At 41.1% G+C, this 16,136-nt stretch carries 28 protein-coding genes and 1 pseudogene; all 29 read left to right on the top strand.

The genetic code is table 11. The features are described 5' to 3' along the window. Nucleotides 1-90: pseudogene (locus ACFIKB_RS08025) on the top strand (elongation factor Tu); the annotation flags it as partial. 61 nt (nt 91-151) lie between these two features. Then, nucleotides 152-460 carry a 30S ribosomal protein S10 gene (gene rpsJ, locus ACFIKB_RS08030; protein ID WP_005773267.1) on the top strand — a complete coding sequence of 103 codons (309 nt, stop codon included), beginning with the start codon at nt 152-154 and terminating at the stop codon, nt 458-460. A gap of 27 nt (nt 461-487) precedes the next feature. Further along, entirely contained in the window at nt 488-1,225 is a 738-nt protein-coding gene (rplC, locus tag ACFIKB_RS08035; RefSeq protein WP_375635841.1) for a 50S ribosomal protein L3, read from the top strand. 2 nt (nt 1,226-1,227) lie between these two features. After that, complete coding sequence (rplD, locus tag ACFIKB_RS08040) at nt 1,228-1,848, top strand: 50S ribosomal protein L4 (RefSeq protein WP_015856586.1); 621 nt, start codon at nt 1,228-1,230, stop codon at nt 1,846-1,848. Next, the gene (locus ACFIKB_RS08045) at nt 1,845-2,138 is read left to right on the top strand and encodes a 50S ribosomal protein L23 (protein WP_375635842.1); all 294 of its coding nucleotides are present in this window, start codon (nt 1,845-1,847) and stop codon (nt 2,136-2,138) included. Before rplD ends, ACFIKB_RS08045 begins: the two co-directional genes overlap by 4 nt. 21 nt (nt 2,139-2,159) lie before the next feature. After that, on the top strand, nt 2,160-2,993 hold the full coding sequence (gene rplB / locus ACFIKB_RS08050) for a 50S ribosomal protein L2 (RefSeq protein ID WP_273788259.1): 834 nt from the start codon (nt 2,160-2,162) through the stop codon (nt 2,991-2,993). 15 nt (nt 2,994-3,008) lie between these two features. Further along, complete coding sequence (rpsS, locus tag ACFIKB_RS08055; RefSeq protein ID WP_004855734.1) at nt 3,009-3,287, top strand: 30S ribosomal protein S19; 279 nt, start codon at nt 3,009-3,011, stop codon at nt 3,285-3,287. 2 nt (nt 3,288-3,289) lie between these two features. Further along, complete coding sequence (rplV, locus tag ACFIKB_RS08060; RefSeq protein ID WP_208439680.1) at nt 3,290-3,679, top strand: 50S ribosomal protein L22; 390 nt, start codon at nt 3,290-3,292, stop codon at nt 3,677-3,679. Next, nucleotides 3,679-4,389 (top strand): 30S ribosomal protein S3, encoded by a 711-nt coding sequence (gene rpsC / locus ACFIKB_RS08065; RefSeq protein ID WP_015856582.1) that lies wholly within the window; start codon nt 3,679-3,681, stop codon nt 4,387-4,389. The genes rplV and rpsC overlap by 1 nt, the downstream gene beginning before the upstream one ends. A gap of 36 nt (nt 4,390-4,425) precedes the next feature. Continuing rightward, nucleotides 4,426-4,839 (top strand): 50S ribosomal protein L16, encoded by a 414-nt coding sequence (rplP, locus tag ACFIKB_RS08070; protein ID WP_015856581.1) that lies wholly within the window; start codon nt 4,426-4,428, stop codon nt 4,837-4,839. 12 nt (nt 4,840-4,851) lie between these two features. Beyond that, nucleotides 4,852-5,052, top strand: coding sequence for a 50S ribosomal protein L29 (rpmC, locus tag ACFIKB_RS08075; protein WP_273788260.1), 201 nt, complete (start codon nt 4,852-4,854; stop codon nt 5,050-5,052). Nucleotides 5,053-5,063: 11 nt separating this feature from the next. Next, nucleotides 5,064-5,303, top strand: coding sequence for a 30S ribosomal protein S17 (rpsQ, locus tag ACFIKB_RS08080; RefSeq protein ID WP_012231991.1), 240 nt, complete (start codon nt 5,064-5,066; stop codon nt 5,301-5,303). 144 nt (nt 5,304-5,447) lie between these two features. Further along, nucleotides 5,448-5,816 carry a 50S ribosomal protein L14 gene (gene rplN, locus ACFIKB_RS08085; protein ID WP_004855715.1) on the top strand — a complete coding sequence of 123 codons (369 nt, stop codon included), beginning with the start codon at nt 5,448-5,450 and terminating at the stop codon, nt 5,814-5,816. Between the two features lie 12 nt (nt 5,817-5,828). Then, entirely contained in the window at nt 5,829-6,143 is a 315-nt protein-coding gene (gene rplX / locus ACFIKB_RS08090) for a 50S ribosomal protein L24 (protein ID WP_015856579.1), read from the top strand. Next, nucleotides 6,136-6,693: a 50S ribosomal protein L5 gene (rplE, locus tag ACFIKB_RS08095; RefSeq protein ID WP_015856578.1), complete on the top strand. Its 558-nt coding sequence runs from the start codon at nt 6,136-6,138 to the stop codon at nt 6,691-6,693. Before rplX ends, rplE begins: the two co-directional genes overlap by 8 nt. Before the next feature lie 24 nt (nt 6,694-6,717). Continuing rightward, nucleotides 6,718-7,023: a 30S ribosomal protein S14 gene (gene rpsN / locus ACFIKB_RS08100; protein WP_005773283.1), complete on the top strand. Its 306-nt coding sequence runs from the start codon at nt 6,718-6,720 to the stop codon at nt 7,021-7,023. A 14-nt stretch (nt 7,024-7,037) separates the two neighbouring features. Further along, nucleotides 7,038-7,436, top strand: a complete 399-nt coding sequence (gene rpsH, locus ACFIKB_RS08105) for a 30S ribosomal protein S8 (protein WP_015856577.1) — start codon at nt 7,038-7,040, stop codon at nt 7,434-7,436. 39 nt (nt 7,437-7,475) lie between these two features. Beyond that, nucleotides 7,476-8,009: a 50S ribosomal protein L6 gene (rplF, locus tag ACFIKB_RS08110; protein ID WP_015856576.1), complete on the top strand. Its 534-nt coding sequence runs from the start codon at nt 7,476-7,478 to the stop codon at nt 8,007-8,009. A gap of 12 nt (nt 8,010-8,021) precedes the next feature. Beyond that, nucleotides 8,022-8,384, top strand: a complete 363-nt coding sequence (rplR, locus tag ACFIKB_RS08115) for a 50S ribosomal protein L18 (RefSeq protein WP_015856575.1) — start codon at nt 8,022-8,024, stop codon at nt 8,382-8,384. A gap of 111 nt (nt 8,385-8,495) precedes the next feature. Further along, nucleotides 8,496-9,044, top strand: a complete 549-nt coding sequence (gene rpsE, locus ACFIKB_RS08120; protein ID WP_015856574.1) for a 30S ribosomal protein S5 — start codon at nt 8,496-8,498, stop codon at nt 9,042-9,044. A gap of 31 nt (nt 9,045-9,075) precedes the next feature. Beyond that, nucleotides 9,076-9,282, top strand: coding sequence for a 50S ribosomal protein L30 (gene rpmD / locus ACFIKB_RS08125; RefSeq protein ID WP_375644760.1), 207 nt, complete (start codon nt 9,076-9,078; stop codon nt 9,280-9,282). A gap of 20 nt (nt 9,283-9,302) precedes the next feature. Next, entirely contained in the window at nt 9,303-9,770 is a 468-nt protein-coding gene (rplO, locus tag ACFIKB_RS08130; protein ID WP_015856572.1) for a 50S ribosomal protein L15, read from the top strand. A 162-nt stretch (nt 9,771-9,932) separates the two neighbouring features. Further along, nucleotides 9,933-11,279 carry a preprotein translocase subunit SecY gene (secY, locus tag ACFIKB_RS08135; RefSeq protein ID WP_375653242.1) on the top strand — a complete coding sequence of 449 codons (1,347 nt, stop codon included), beginning with the start codon at nt 9,933-9,935 and terminating at the stop codon, nt 11,277-11,279. Continuing rightward, the gene (locus tag ACFIKB_RS08140) at nt 11,276-11,854 is read left to right on the top strand and encodes an adenylate kinase (protein WP_375644758.1); all 579 of its coding nucleotides are present in this window, start codon (nt 11,276-11,278) and stop codon (nt 11,852-11,854) included. Before secY ends, ACFIKB_RS08140 begins: the two co-directional genes overlap by 4 nt. Nucleotides 11,855-12,035: 181 nt before the next feature. Continuing rightward, nucleotides 12,036-12,404 carry a 30S ribosomal protein S13 gene (gene rpsM, locus ACFIKB_RS08145; RefSeq protein WP_026500557.1) on the top strand — a complete coding sequence of 123 codons (369 nt, stop codon included), beginning with the start codon at nt 12,036-12,038 and terminating at the stop codon, nt 12,402-12,404. 114 nt (nt 12,405-12,518) lie between these two features. Continuing rightward, nucleotides 12,519-12,908, top strand: a complete 390-nt coding sequence (rpsK, locus tag ACFIKB_RS08150) for a 30S ribosomal protein S11 (protein ID WP_007347762.1) — start codon at nt 12,519-12,521, stop codon at nt 12,906-12,908. A 94-nt stretch (nt 12,909-13,002) separates the two neighbouring features. Continuing rightward, nucleotides 13,003-14,016: a DNA-directed RNA polymerase subunit alpha gene (locus ACFIKB_RS08155; RefSeq protein ID WP_015856568.1), complete on the top strand. Its 1,014-nt coding sequence runs from the start codon at nt 13,003-13,005 to the stop codon at nt 14,014-14,016. A gap of 24 nt (nt 14,017-14,040) precedes the next feature. After that, complete coding sequence (gene rplQ, locus ACFIKB_RS08160; RefSeq protein ID WP_273788262.1) at nt 14,041-14,469, top strand: 50S ribosomal protein L17; 429 nt, start codon at nt 14,041-14,043, stop codon at nt 14,467-14,469. Nucleotides 14,470-14,736: 267 nt separating this feature from the next. Further along, nucleotides 14,737-16,131, top strand: a complete 1,395-nt coding sequence (locus tag ACFIKB_RS08165; RefSeq protein WP_375635847.1) for a DegQ family serine endoprotease — start codon at nt 14,737-14,739, stop codon at nt 16,129-16,131. Nucleotides 16,132-16,136: the final 5 nt, after the last annotated feature.

Below are 16,136 nucleotides of genomic sequence, written 5' to 3' on the forward strand. Positions count from 1 at the left end.
CCGATAGCGATGGAAGAGAAGCTTCGTTTTGCTATTCGTGAAGGTGGTCGTACTGTTGGTGCCGGTATCGTCTCTAAAATCATTGAATAAATAATGCTTGTTGAGTGCTTTCATTATTGAAGGCACTTTGTATAACAGGGAAATAAAGAGCATGAACAGTCAAAATATTCGCATTCGCTTAAAAGCGTTTGATCATAGAATTCTTGATACGTCGACGCGTGAGATTGTATCGACTGCTAAACGTACCGGTGCAAATGTCCGTGGTCCCATTCCGCTTCCGACGCGGATTGAGAAGTTTACGGTCAATCGTGGACCGCATATCGATAAGAAGAGTCGTGAGCAGTTTGAGATGCGAACACATAAGCGTCTTCTTGATATTGTTGATCCAACGCCGCAAACAGTGGATGCGCTTATGAAGCTCGATCTTTCTGCTGGTGTGGATGTAGAAATTAAGCTCTGAGGTTTGAGGACAGAAGGAACAGACCCGATGCGTTCAGGTGTAATAGCACAGAAGCTGGGCATGACCCGTATTTATAATGATGCTGGTGAGCATGTGCCGGTGACCGTACTTCGTTTGGAGAATTGTCAAGTCGTTGCTCAGCGTACAGTTGAAAAGAATGGTTATACTGCTGTTCAATTAGGTGTAGGCTTTGCTAAGGTTAAGAATACTTCACAAGCTCTTCGTGGACATTTTGCTAAGGCTTCTGTTGAGCCTAAAGCTAAAATAGCAGAGTTTCGTGTAAGTCCCGACAATCTTCTTGATGTTGGTACTGAGATTACGGTGGAACATTTTGTTCCAGGACAAAGAGTTGATGTGACTGGTACCAGTATTGGTAAGGGGTTTGCTGGTGTTATGAAACGACATAACTTTGGTGGGCATCGTGCTTCCCATGGTAATTCGATTACACATCGTGCTCATGGTTCTACAGGGCAGTGTCAAGATCCTGGTAAAGTTTTTAAAGGTAAAAAAATGGCTGGCCATATGGGGCAAGTGCGTGTAACAACACAGAATATTGAAGTTATTTCCACGGATAGTGAACGTGGTTTAATTTTAGTGCGTGGTGCTGTTTCTGGTTCTAAAGGTTCTTGGATTTTGGTACGGGATGCTGTGAAGAAGCCTCTTCCTGATAATGCTCCAAAGCCTGCTGGTATTCGCCGTCTTGTGAAGGAGAAAACGGAAATGGTTACTCCGGTGACGGAAACCTCTGAAGTTGAGGGAGCCTAATAATGGATCTTGTAATTAAAACTCTTGATGGTAATGAAGCTGGCAAATTAAAGGTTTCTGAAGCTATTTTTGATCTTGTTCCACGTGAGGATATTTTGCAACGTGTTGTTCGTTGGCAGCTTGCACGTCGTCAGCAGGGGAGTCATCAATCCCAAGGTCGTTCTGATGTGTCGCGAACAGGGGCAAAAATGTTTAAGCAAAAAGGAACTGGGCGTGCTCGACATTCATCTGCCCGTGCACCGCAGTTTAGAGGTGGGGGTAAGGCACATGGACCAGTGGTTCGTAGTCATGCGCATGATCTTCCTAAAAAGATTCGTGCTCTTGGGTTACGTCTTGCTTTATCTGCAAAATTAAAAGCAAAAGACTTAATTATTGTGGATGAGTTGACTGTTAAGGATGCGAAAACGAAAATGCTTGTTTCTCATTTTTCTAAGCTTGGATTTAATAACGCTCTCTTGATTGGTGGTAAAGAGATTGATATTAACTTTTTTCGTGCAGTCTCTAATATCCCTAATATTGATATTTTGCCTATTCAGGGAATTAATGTTTATGATATTTTGCGTCGCAGCAAACTTGTTTTATCAAAGGCAGCTGTTGAGGCTCTTGAGGAGCGTTTTAAATGACAGATCTTCGCCATTATGATATAATTATTAGTCCAGTTATTACTGAAAAGTCGACTATGATTTCTGAATGTAATCAAGTTGCTTTTAATGTCGCGCCGAAAGCGACGAAGCCTGAGATTAAGGCTGCTATTGAAGCGCTTTTTAGCGTAAAAGTTAAAGCAGTTAACACGATAGTCCGTAAGGGTAAAGTGAAGCGTTTCAAAGGTATAGTTGGTCGGCAAAGTGATGTCAAAAAAGCGATCGTAACTCTGGCCAATGGTCAGACTATCGACGTTTCGACAGGTCTTTAAAGAGGCTCGGAGATAGGAATAATGGCACTTAAGCAATTTAATCCAACGACACCTGGGCAGCGTCAGCTTGTTATTGTGGAACGTTCTTGTCTTTATAAGGGAAAACCTATAAAGATGTTGACTGAAGGTTTGTCTTCAAAGGGTGGACGCAATAATCGCGGTCGTGTTACTGCTCGTTTTCAGGGTGGTGGACATAAACGTAGTTATCGGTTTGTCGACTTTAAGCGTCTTAAACGTGATGTTTCGGCAAAGGTTGAGCGTTTAGAATATGATCCTAACCGTACTGCTTTTATTGCTTTAATTCGCTATGAGGACGGGCAATTGAGTTATATTCTTGCGCCACAGCGTCTTGCGGTTGGTGATTCTGTTATGGCTGGTTTAAATGTGGATGTTAAACCAGGTAATGCTATGCCTCTTGCTAATATGCCTGTAGGTACAATTATTCATAATGTTGAGATGAAGCCAGGAAAAGGGGGGCAGATTGCACGTTCAGCGGGTACTTATGCGCAGTTGGTTGGACGAGATCATGGTATGGCTATTCTTCGTTTAAATTCTGGTGAACAGCGTTTGGTTCCTAGTAGCTGTTTTGCAACTGTTGGTGCTGTTTCAAATCCTGATCATGGGAATATTAATGATGGTAAGGCAGGTCGGTCACGTTGGCGTGGTAAACGTCCACATGTTCGTGGTGTTGCTATGAACCCCGTTGATCATCCGCACGGTGGTGGTGAAGGTCGTACATCGGGGGGGCGCCATCCAGTATCTCCTTGGGGTAAGCCTACGAAAGGTAAGCGTACGCGCTCCAATAAAGCCACTGATAAATTTATTATGCGTACGCGTCATCAACGCAAGAAATGAGAAAGGTAGTCTGAAGTGGTTCGTTCAGTGTGGAAAGGTCCGTTTGTTGACGGCTATCTTCTTGGTAAAGCAGAGAAGGTACGTGCAAGTGGGCGCAATGAAGTTATAAAAATATGGAGTCGTCGCTCTACTATTTTACCGCAATTTGTTGGTTTAACTTTTGGTGTTTACAACGGTAATAAGCATATTCCTGTTTCTGTTTCTGAAGAGATGGTTGGACATAAGTTTGGTGAGTTCGCTCCTACCCGGACTTATTATGGTCATGGTGCCGATAAAAAAGCGAAGAGGAAGTAGGAATGGGAAAAGCTAAAGTTTCGCGCCAGCTTAGAGATAATGAAGCAAGAGCTGTCACGCGGACAATTCGTGTTAGTCCGCAGAAGCTTAATTTAGTTGCTGCAATGATTCGTGGTAAAAGAGTTAATGTAGCACTCGCTGATTTGATGTTTTCACGCAAGCGTATTGCTGCTACTGTGAAAAAAACGCTTGAATCAGCAATTGCAAATGCAGAGAATAACCACGATCTTGATATTGATTCGCTTATTGTGGCGGAAGCTTATGTTGGTAAGTCGATAGTGATGAAGCGCTTTCATGTTCGTGGTCGAGGGCGTGCTAGTAGAATTGAACGTCCATTTTCGCATCTTACTGTTATTGTTCGTGAAGTTACCGAAAAAGTGGAGGCCGCGTAATGGGTCAGAAGATCAATCCAATAGGACTTCGTCTTGGTGTTAATCGGACTTGGGATTCTCGTTGGTATGCTGATAGTGGTGAATATGGGCGCCTTCTTCATGAAGATTTGAAAATTCGTTCATATGTGCTGGAGGAGCTTAAACAGGCGGCTATTTCGAAGGTTGTTATTGAGCGTCCTCATAAGAAGTGTCGTATTACGATTCATTCTGCACGTCCTGGTTTGATTATTGGTAAAAAGGGTGCTGATATCGAAAAGCTTCGTCGTAAGCTCTCAGAAATGACGGATGCTGAAACTTCATTAAATATTGTGGAGATTCGTAAACCGGAGATTGATGCCACGATTATTGCGCAATCAATTGCTCAACAGTTAGAGCGTCGTGTTGCTTTTCGTCGTGCAATGAAGCGTGCTGTTCAGTCTGCTATGCGTCTTGGTGCGGAAGGTATTCGTATCAACTGTTCTGGCCGTCTTGGTGGTGCTGAAATTGCTCGTATGGAATGGTATCGTGAAGGTCGTGTTCCACTTCATACCTTGCGTTCTGATGTTGATTACGGTACAGCAGAAGCTAAGACCGCTTATGGTATTTGTGGTATTAAAGTTTGGGTCTTTAAGGGTGAGATTCTTGAGCATGATCCGATGGCTTCAGAACGTCGTGCTACGGAAGTTGATCAATCTGGTTCTTCATCGAATCGTCGCCGTGAAAATGCTTAGTTTTTGAGATTGAACTAAAATTTGGAGTAGAGAACAATGTTGCAGCCAAAGCGCACAAAGTTCCGTAAACAGTTCAAGGGCCGTATTCACGGTGTTGCGAAGGGTGGTACGGATTTGAATTTCGGTGCCTACGGTTTGAAGGCTGTTGAGCCGGAGCGGATTACTGCTCGTCAAATTGAAGCGGCGCGCCGTGCGATTACGCGTTATATGAAGCGTTCTGGTCGTGTATGGATTCGCATTTTTCCAGATCTTCCGGTTACATCTAAACCGACTGAAGTTCGTATGGGTAAAGGTAAGGGAAGTGTCGATTATTGGGCTGCACGTGTTGCTCCTGGACGCATCATGTTTGAGCTTGATGGCGTTCCTGAGGATGTTGCACGTGAAGCACTAAGATTGGGTGCTGCAAAGTTGCCTATAAAAACGCGTTTCATCCAGCGTATTGCTGAATAATGAGGTTAAGCGATGAAAGCCACAGAATTACGGGCGCAAACGCTCGACCAAATGAAAGATGAATTGGCTAAGTTAAAGAAAGAGCAATTTAATTTGCGTTTTCAAAAAGCAACAGGTCAATTAGAAAAGACTGCGCGTGTTAGACAAGTTCGTCGTGATATTGCGCGTATTAAAACTTTTCTTCGTCAAAAGGTAAGTGAAAGTAAGGTTTAAGGAAATGAGAGATGCCTAAACGCGTTTTGCAGGGTGTTGTTATTAGCGACAAAAGTGATAAGACTGTTGTTGTCAAAGTTGAGCGCCGTTATTCTCATCCGCTTCTTAAGAAGACTGTTCGGCAGTCTAAAAATTATAAAGCGCATGACGAAAACAACCAATTCAAGATTGGGGATCAAGTTTCTATTCAAGAATCTAGACCAATTTCGAAAGATAAATGTTGGATTGTTGTAAAAGACAATGTAGCGTAATGAGTTAAGTTTATTGTTTTAGAATTTAACAGTGTTTTTATCATTGATAAATTTAAAGGCGATGACTTTATCGTTATTTGGCAGGCAAATCCGAGTGTATAAAAGGTACAATCGGATATATGTGTTAAGAGAAGGTGGCCAGTCATGATTCAGATGCAAACAAACCTCGACGTTGCTGATAATTCTGGTGCTCGTCGTGTCATGTGCATCAAGGTGTTAGGCGGTTCAAAGCGGAAATATGCTTCGGTCGGTGACATTATTGTTGTTTCGGTTAAGGATGCTATTCCTCGTGGCCGTGTTAAAAAAGGTGATGTTATGAAAGCTGTTGTGGTTCGTACTGCTAAGGATATTCGTCGCGCAGATGGTAGTGTCATTCGTTTTGATAGTAATGCTGCGGTTTTAGTGGATAATAAAAAAGAGCCGATCGGTACTCGTATCTTTGGACCTGTTCCCCGCGAATTGCGTGGTAGGAATCATATGAAGATCATCTCGCTCGCTCCTGAAGTTCTGTAAGGAGTAAATGTTATGCAGAAGATTCGAAAAGGTGATAAAGTTGTTGTTTTATCCGGTAAGGATAAAGGATGTAGTGGTGAGGTAATTAAGGTTAGTCCAAAAGAGAATAAGGCTTTTGTTCGTGGGATTAATATGATTAAACGTCATCAACGTCAAACGCAGAAGCAAGAAGCTGGAATTATTTCTAAAGAAGCTCCGATTCATCTGTCTAATTTGGCGATTGCTGATCCTAAAGATGGTAAGCCTACACGTGTAGGCTTTCGTATGAATGCAGATGGTAATAAAGTGCGTTTTGCCAAGCGTTCGGGAGAGTTGATTAATGGCTGAGGAAAGACAAATACCGCGTATGAAAGCGCATTATTTTGAAGTGATTCGTAAAGCGCTTCAAGAGAAGTTTAATTACAGAAATGCGATGCAAATTCCGCGGATTGATAAAATTGTAATAAATATGGGGATAGGTGAAGCAACTGCTGATTCGAAGAAGCCTTCTCTTGCTGCTGAGGATTTAGGGCTAATAACAGGTCAGAAGGCTGTTGTTACACGTGCGCGTAATTCTATTGCGACCTTTAAGGTTCGTGAAGGAATGCCTCTTGGGGCTAAAGTTACATTGCGTAAAGATCGTATGTTTGAGTTTTTAGATCGTCTTGTTACGATTGCTCTTCCGAGGGTTCGTGACTTTCGTGGTTTGAATCCAAAGAGTTTTGATGGTCGTGGCAATTTTGCTATGGGTATTAAAGAACACATTGTGTTTCCAGAAATCAACTATGATAAAGTTGATCAAATTTGGGGCATGGATATTATTGTTTGTACGACAGCAAAAACGGATGATGAGGCTCGTGAGTTATTGCGTGCTTTTAATTTTCCTTTTCGTTCGTAACGGCAGACATAGTGAGGTGAAAGTATGGCCAAAGTAAGTGCCGTTGAAAAAAATAAGCGTCGTGAGGTGATGGTAAAGCGTTATGCTGCCCGTCGTGCACGTTTGAAAGCAATAGTTATGGATCAGAAGGTTTCTCTTGAAGAACGTTTTAAAGCTTCTGTTCAGTTGGCAGAGTTGCCGCGTAATTCTTCGAAAGTTCGTATTCGTAATCGCTGTGAGGTTTCAGGTCGTCCGCGGGCTTATTATCGTAAATTAAAAATGTCGCGAATTGCGTTGCGTGAGCTTGGCTCTATTGGCCATATTCCTGGTATTGTAAAGTCTAGTTGGTAAGAGGAGATTATTTAATGTCTATGTCAGATCCTCTTGGTGATATGTTAACACGTATTCGTAATGCACTTGGTCGTAAAAAAGGTAAAGTAGTTACTCCAGCTTCGAAGCTTCGTGCGCACGTTCTTGATGTTCTTCAGTCGGAAGGTTATATTCGTGGATATAATCAAATTGATTTAGGTGATGGGAAAGCTGAAATTGAAATCGAATTGAAGTATTTTGAAGGGCTGGCTGCTATTCGTGAGATTTCACGTGTATCAAAGCCAGGTCGTCGTGTGTATGTTTCTGCTAAGTCACTTCCACAGGTGGCAAATGGTCTTGGTATTTCGATTTTATCGACTCCTAAAGGCGTCATGGCAGATCATGAGGCGCGTGAACAGAATGTTGGTGGAGAACTCCTTTGTCGTGTTTTCTAAGTTATGTCAAGAAAACGGAAGAAAAAGTAGGTTAGAACAATGTCTCGTATTGGAAAGAAACCCATTTCAATTCCTTCTGGAGTTACTGCTACTGTTGAAGGTCAGCTGGTTAAGGCAAAAGGTCCAAAAGGTGAGCTGAGCTACGTCGTCAATGATGAAGTCTTAGTCAAGTTTGAGGAAAATATCATATCAGTTATGCCGCGGGATCAGTCAAAAGATGCGCGTTCTAAATGGGGTATGTCGCGCTCAATGATTGAGAACATTTTTTGTGGTGTGAAGGATGGTTTTGAAAAGAGGTTGGAGATTAATGGGGTTGGTTATCGTGCTGCTTTGCAGGGTAAGGATGTCCAACTATCTCTAGGCTTTTCCCATGATGTGGTTTATAAAGTTCCATCGGGTGTTACTGTAACTGTTCCTAAGCCGACAGAAATTGTTGTTTCTGGAATTGATAAACAGCAAGTTGGACAAGTTGCAGCGGAGATTCGTGAGTATCGTAGACCTGAGCCTTATAAAGGTAAAGGTGTTAAGCATGCAGATGAACGTATCTTCCGTAAAGAAGGTAAAAAGAAATAAGGATTTTGTATTATGGTTTCATCTAAGGACATTATCCAACGTCGTGCAAGGCGTGTTCGTCGTAGAATTAAAATGGTTTCTCATGATCGTCCTCGGCTTAGTGTTTATCGTTCAAATCAGAACATTTATGCTCAAGTTATCGATGATTTGCGGGGATGTACACTTGTTTCAGCCTCTACTCTTGAAAGTGATTTAAAAAAGTCGTTAAAGAGTGGTGCTGATAAAAAAGCAGCTTTTGCTGTTGGTAAGTTAATTGCTGAGCGTGCGAAGCAAGCGGGTGTTAATGAAGTGGTTTTTGATCGTGGAGCGTATGTGTATCATGGTCGAGTCAAGGCTTTAGCTGAAGCTGCTCGTGAAGGTGGTTTGAATTTCTAAAATTTCTTATTTGTGAATGAGTAAGGAGAGTTTAGAGTATTTCGTTTAAGTTCTTCCAGTTTGATGAGGGACTTTGTTATCGTGCTTCCGGAAAAGAAAAAGGAATGAGGAATGGCACAAAAAGAACGTGGTGAGAGAGAAGAACGCGATAATGAATTTGTCGATAGGCTAGTTCATATCAATCGTGTTGCTAAAGTTGTAAAGGGTGGTCGGCGTTTTGGTTTTGCTGCTCTTGTTGTCGTTGGAGATCAAAAAGGGCGTGTAGGTTTTGGACATGGTAAAGCCCGTGAAGTTCCAGAAGCCGTTCGTAAAGCAACGGAATCTGCAAAACGTGGGATGATTTATGTTCCGCTTCGGTCTGGACGTACATTGCACCATGATCTTGAAGGGCGTCACGGAGCTGGGCGTGTTTTACTACGTTCGGCTTCTGCTGGTACTGGTATTATTGCTGGGGGACCGATGCGTGCTATTTTTGAAGCTCTTGGTATGCAGGATGTCGTTGCAAAATCATTGGGATCGTCTAATCCTTATAACATGGTTCGTGCAACATTTGATGCATTGAAACATCAAATGCATCCTAGAGATATTGCTGCTCAACGTGGTATAAAATATTCGACTTTGCAGGCGCGTCGTCGCCATTTAGTTGACCTAGAAGGATAGTTTCTGAGATTATCAGAAAAGGAATTAGGAAATGGTTCAGAACAAATCTCAGAGTGGTAAAACTATCACGGTGGAGCAAATTGGAAGCCCTATTCGAAACTCACAGATTCAGCGTGCAACCTTAAAGGGGCTTGGACTAAATAAAATGCGTCGTCGGCGCGTTTTAGATGATACACTTTGTGTGCGGGGTATGATTGCTCAGGTTCGGCATCTTGTTCGCGTTATAGATGAAGGTTAAGGGTTGCGGGAGTATTAGATATGAAACTCAATGAACTGCGTGATTGTGAAGGCGCAACAAAAAATCGTAAGCGTGTTGGGCGTGGTATTGGTTCCGGTACGGGTAAGACTGGTGGTCGTGGTGTAAAAGGGCAAAAGTCGCGCTCTGGTGTTTCCCTTAATGGTTTTGAAGGTGGGCAAATGCCTATCTATCGTCGTTTGCCAAAACGTGGATTTAGAAATTTCTTTGCCAAAACCTACAATGAAGTTTCACTAGGACGTATTCAGTTGGCAGTTGATGCAGGTAAGTTGAATATTGAAAAGCCTGTTGATATGATTGCTTTGAAAGAAGCTGGTATTATTCGTCGTGAAAAAGATGGGGTTCGTCTTCTTTCTGATGGTGATTTGAAGGCTAAGATTACCTTTCATGTTTCTGGTGCTTCACAAGCTGCTCGTGTTAAGATTGAAAAAGTGGGTGGTCAGGTTATTTTTCCTGATATTGCTCAATAATTTTTTAATATGAGTAGAGACCTAAAGAAGAGTTACATCTGTTCTGTGGGATTTTTTGTGGAGAGTTTTTTAAGTTCTGCATTTATTTGTGTATGCATATATGAATTTTAGGGTTATACTTCTGTGATTTAAAGAACTGGAGTAGTGAAGTGGAGACGTTTTATGGCATCAGCAGCAGAGCAATTTGCTTCCAATATAAACTTCGGTACCTTTTCTCGTGCAACTGAATTAAAGAAACGCATCTGGTTTACTCTGGCAGCGCTTCTTGTATATCGCTTTGGCACTTACATCTCTCTTCCAGGTATTAATATCGATGCTTTACGGCAAACATTCGAACATCACGCGTCGGGTGTATTAGGACTCTTTAATATGTTTGCTGGGGGTGCCGTTGGGCGTATGGCTATTTTTGCGCTAGGTATCATGCCTTATATATCGGCATCTATTATTGTGCAATTGTTAACATCTATTATTCCTTCTTTGGAAACTCTTAAAAAAGAAGGGGAATTAGGTCGTAAGATTATCAATCAATATACGCGTTATGTAACAGTAGTATTGGCGATTCTACAAGCTTTTGGTATTGCGGTTGCGCTTGAAAGCGGTATAGGGACGGGGCTTCAAATTGTTTTAGAACCAGGTCTTATGTTTCGTATTTCTTCTGTTATTACCCTTGTTGGCGGAACGATGTTTCTCATGTGGCTTGGCGAGCAAATTACGTCACGTGGTGTTGGTAATGGGGTTTCTCTTATCATTTTTACAGGGATTGTAGCCAATTTCCCTTCTACTTTTGCTCAGCTTTTGACAGCTCATAGTCAGGCTGATTTATCAACTTTTCTTTTAATAGGAATCGTTCTTATTGCTGTTTTGGTTATTGGGCTTATTGTTTTTATAGAGCGTGCGCAACGGCGAATTCTTATCCAGTATCCAAAACGTCAGGTCGGGAATCAAATGTTTCAAGGAGATATGTCGCATCTTCCTTTAAAGTTGAATACTGCTGGTGTTATTCCACCTATTTTTGCTTCCTCTTTATTATTATTACCTGCCACTATTAATAATTTTTCTGATAAAATGCCACAATGGGTTCAGTCGATTTCTTATGCTCTTGGTCATGGACAGCCACTTTATATGATTGTTTATGCATTTTTAATGGCGTTTTTTTGCTTTTTTTATACAGCTATTGTGTTTAATCCAAGTGATACTGCAGATCAGTTGAAAAAGCATTCTGGTTTTATTCCAGGGATTCGTCCAGGTGAGCGTACAGCCGAGTATATTGATTACGTTTTGACGCGTATTACTGTTGTGGGCGCTGTTTATATTATCTTGGTTTGTTTGTTACCTGAATTTATGATATCTGCATTGCAGGTTCCTTTTTATCTTGGGGGAACATCCTTGTTGATTGTTGTTACTGTTACGCTTGATACGGTTGCTCAAATTCAGGGGTATCTTGTTGCCCACCAATATGAAGGGTTGATAAAAAAATCAAAACTTCGTGGAGGTAGAAGGAAACGATGAGAGTTATTCTTTTAGGTCCTCCTGGAGCGGGAAAAGGTACGCAAGCAAAAATGTTGACTGAGGAATATAACATTCCTCATTTATCAACAGGGGATATGTTGCGTGAGGTGATTGCCAAAGAAACGGAGATTGGTAAAAAAGCTAAAGCTATTATAAGTTCTGGTGCTTTGGTTCCTGATAATATTGTTAACCAAATCGTATCAGATCGGATTGATGAAACTGATTGTGTAAACGGTTTTGTTTTGGATGGATATCCTCGAACTGTGGGGCAGGCAGAAGCGTTACAACGGATTTTGCAGTCAAAAAATATGCGGCTTGATGCTGTTATTGAGTTGTGTGTTGATGAAGACGTGTTGATTGAACGTATGAAGAAGCGCGTTGAGGAAACAATAGCGGCTGGTGGACAGGTTCGTTTAGATGACAATCCTGTTGCTTTTACAAAAAGATTAGTAGAATATCGTGAAAAAACCGCTCCCTTATCAAAATTTTATTCAGAGAGGGGAATGTTGAGGGTCATTGATGGAATGATTGGTATTACTGAAGTGACACGCATGATTAGAGGTTTTCTTTCATGAGATTTTTTTTTAGGAATAAATGAAAAGAGTTGACTTTTGAGATGAAATCTATCACAAATAAATTTAATTTATTTTAGTGAAATAATAGGATTCGGAAGAATTTTTTTCTGAGTCTATTTTTTTCTGTAAGGTATATCAGGTATTTTATAACAATTTGTCAAAATAACTAAGGAGAGTAGGCGTGGCTCGTATTGCTGGCGTCAATATCCCGACAAATAAGCGTGTAATTATTGCGCTTCAATATATCCACGGGATTGGACCAAAATTTGCTCAAGAAATTATTGAAAGAGTTGGCATTCCCTTGGGGCGTCGTGTGCATGAGCTTTCAGATGCTGAGGTGCTGCAGATTCGTGAGGCGATAGATCAAGGCTATCAAGTTGAAGGTGATCTTCGTCGTGAGGTTGCTATGAATGTTAAACGTTTGATGGACCTTGGTTGTTATCGAGGATTGCGTCATCGCCGGTCTTTGCCTGTCCGAGGGCAGCGTACACATACAAATGCTCGTACGCGTAAAGGACCAGCTAAGGCAATTGCCGGTAAAAAGAAATAAGAGCCTTTTTGGAAGGTTTTTATATATTCTGTTTCTTGTTTGATTGTTTTGACAAGGAAAAGAAGGTGGAGCTGCTGATGTTACGGCAGTGATGAGATCGTTGAAAGGGAAATTATGGCCAAGGAAGCCACACGTGTTCGTCGTCGCGAACGTAAAAATATTTCATCGGGTGTTGTGCATATTAATTCAACATTTAATAACACAATGATTACTATTACTGATGCTCAGGGTAATGCAATTGCTTGGTCATCTGCGGGGGCTCAGGGGTTTAAAGGTGCGCGTAAATCGACACCTTTTGCTGCTCAAGTTGCTGCGGAGGATTGTGCAAGAAAAGCGCAAGAGCATGGTATGCGTTCTTTGGAAGTTGAAGTTTGTGGACCTGGATCAGGGCGTGAATCTGCTCTACGTGCATTGCAATCTGTTGGTTTTGTCATTACTTCTATTCGTGATGTAACACCAATTCCTCATAATGGATGTCGTCCGCGGAAAAGGCGGCGTGTTTAATTGGGTGTTGTTTTTTGTTGTCGGAGATTTCTCTGATGTTCACATTGGTCGTTACGATTGAATGGTAACGGAACTAAAGAACGGGAATAAAAATATGATCCAGAAAAACTGGCAGGAACTTATTAAACCCAATAAGGTTGAATCATGTGCGCATGATAATCCAAATGTTATAAGTGTGATCGCTGAACCTCTTGAGCGGGGTTTTGGCTTAACGTTAGGAAATGCACTTCGTCGCGTGTTGTTATCTTCTCTTCGTGGTGCTGCTATTACTGCTGTGCAGATTGACGGTGTCTTACATGAATTTTCATCGATTCCAGGTGTGCGTGAGGATGTTACGGATATTATTCTGAATATAAAAGAAATTGCGCTTCGTATGGAAGAAGAAGGTCCTAAACGTGTCGTTGTTTATAAAGAGGGGCCTGGTGTCGTGAAAGCGGGAGATATCAGTACCGTTGGGGATATGGAAATTCTAAATCCAGATCATGTTATTTGTACTCTTGATGAAGATGCTGAAATTCGTATGGAATTTATTGTCAACACAGGGAAGGGGTATGTTCCATCTGATCGTAATTGTGTTGATGATGCACGTATAGGACTTATTCCAATTGATAGTCTTTATTCACCAATTCGTAAAGTGTCTTATAAAGTGGAAAATACGCGTGAAGGTCAAGTTTTGGATTATGATAAATTGACCTTAACGATTGAAACGAATGGTGCGGTTAATGGAGAGGATGCTGTTGCTTTTGCAGCACGCATTCTTCAGGATCAATTATCGTTATTTATTAACTTTGAAGAGCCACAGAAGGAGCCTGTTGAAGAGGCTGATTCTGAGCTTTCTTTTAATCCTGCTCTTCTCAAAAAAGTGGATGAATTAGAACTTTCAGTTCGTTCGGCAAATTGTCTTAAGAATGATAATATTGTCTATATTGGTGATCTTATTCAAAAAACAGAATCTGAAATGCTTCGGACACCGAATTTTGGTCGCAAATCGTTGAATGAGATTAAAGAAGTTTTGGCATGTATGGGGTTACATCTTGGGATGGAAATTCCTGCGTGGCCACCTGAAAACATTGATGATCTTGCAAAACGTTATGAAGATCAATATTAAAATTAGAATTTAAGGAGAGGGCTTATGCGCCACAGTAAGTCAGGACGCAAGTTGAATCGTACTGCCAGTCACCGTAAAGCGATGTTTGCAAATATGGCAACTTCGTTGATCGAGCATGAGCAGATTGTGACAACGCTTCCAAAGGCTAAGGAAATTCGTCCTATTGTTGAAAAACTCGTTACTCTTGGTAAGCGTGGTGGTTTGCATGCGCGTCGGCAAGCAATTGCAGCACTTCGTGATGCAGGAAAGGTTGCAAAATTATTTGATACGCTTGCGCCACGTTATGCATCACGCAACGGTGGATATTTGCGTATTATGAAAGCGGGGTTTCGTACCGGTGATAATGCGCCCATGGCTGTTATAGAATTTGTTGATCGTGATGTTGAAGCGAAGGGTGCTGGGGATCGTGCTCGCATGGAGGCTTCTGAGAATGAAAAGAGGACATCTTCGTAAAGTTTTTTACTCTGTTGGATTTTTAAAGGCCGCCTTGTCTTAGGCGGTTTTTTTGTGAGCATTTTTAAGTTTGTTTTAGTTGAGAAATAGGTGCAGAGAGAAAATTATAGGACATTGAATTATCTTATTTTTATAATATTTATTGTTCAAATAGGTTGTTTTTATTCTCTATTATGAAATATTAATAGAGATCCTTAATTTGCGGGGATGAGTTTTTTTATTCTATTAATCTTCAACAGAATGTGCTGATTTTATAAGGAGTGGATTATGAGATATTCTTTTTGGGTGCGGATTTTTTTTGCAATTATGATGCAGATATCATTTGATCATGTATATGCTCATGTACCTCAAACACAAACAGAAATCACTCTTTCATTTGCTCCTTTAGTTAAAAAGACAGTTCCATCTGTTGTAAATATTTATGCAGCTCGACAAATTAGAGCACGCTCACCTTTTGAAGGGGATCCATTTTTTGAGCAGTTTTTTGGTCGTTTTCAAAATAATTTTCCTGTTCGCAAGCAATCGTCATTAGGATCAGGGGTGATTGTTGATGCACGTGGTTTGATTGTTACAAATTACCATGTCATTAAAGATGCAAGCGAAATTAAAGTGGCTTTTTCTGATGGGCGGGAGTTTGAGAGTAAGATCGTGCTCAAAGATGAAGCAACTGATATTGCAATTCTTGAAGTTGAGGAAAAAGATGCTCAATTCCCTGTTCTTTCTTTGGGAAATTCTGATGCTGTTGAAGTTGGTGATCTTGTTCTTGCTATTGGTAATCCTTTTGGTGTTGGTCAAACAGTTACAAGTGGTATTGTTTCAGCGCAAGCGCGTACACGTGTTGGGATTTCTGATTTTGACTTTTTTATTCAAACAGACGCTGCCATTAATCCAGGGAATTCTGGTGGCGCTTTAATTGATATGAAAGGTCAATTAATCGGAATTAATACAGCTATTTATTCGCGTTCCGGTGGTTCTGTAGGGATTGGTTTTGCTATTCCAGTTAATCTTGTAAAAGTGATGCTTGATACTGTTAAACGCGGTGGAAAATATTTTGTGCCGCCTTATATTGGGGCTTCTTTTCAAAATGTTACACCTGATATTGCTGGTGGTTTAGGTTTAGAACGTCCCTATGGTGCTCTGATTATTGAAGTTATCAAAGATAGTCCTGCTGAAAAAGCTGGATTGAAAGTAGGTGATGTTATTTTGAGTGTGCAAGGGGTACGCGTTGATAGTCCAGATAGTCTTGGGTATCGTTTGATGACAGCTGACGTTGAGCATAGTCTTGCTTTGGAATATTTACGAAATGGAAAAACTTTAAAAACACAAATAATAGTTTCATCGATATCAGAAACTGCATTTTTAAAATCTGAAAAAATCACGGGTGACAGTCCTCTTGCCGGTGCTGAAGTGTTAGATTTAACACCGCAAAATAGTCGACGTTTTCATCTTCCTATATCTGCAAAAGGGGTTGTGATTACCAATCTTGATGACATGAGCAATGCAGCTGGAATTTTTCAGTCAGGAGATATTCTACGTGTTGTAAATGGCCATAAAATTCAAACAGTTCATCAGTTGAAAAAGGTTCTTATGCAAGCTCGTTCGCGTACTTGGCAATTGGAATATGAACGTGATGGTATGTATATTCGCCAATTTATTCGTTGAGGTTT

The organism is Bartonella sp. MR110HLJHH (genome assembly GCF_042194225.1).
GTDB classification, from domain to species: Bacteria; Pseudomonadota; Alphaproteobacteria; order Rhizobiales; family Rhizobiaceae; genus Bartonella; species Bartonella grahamii.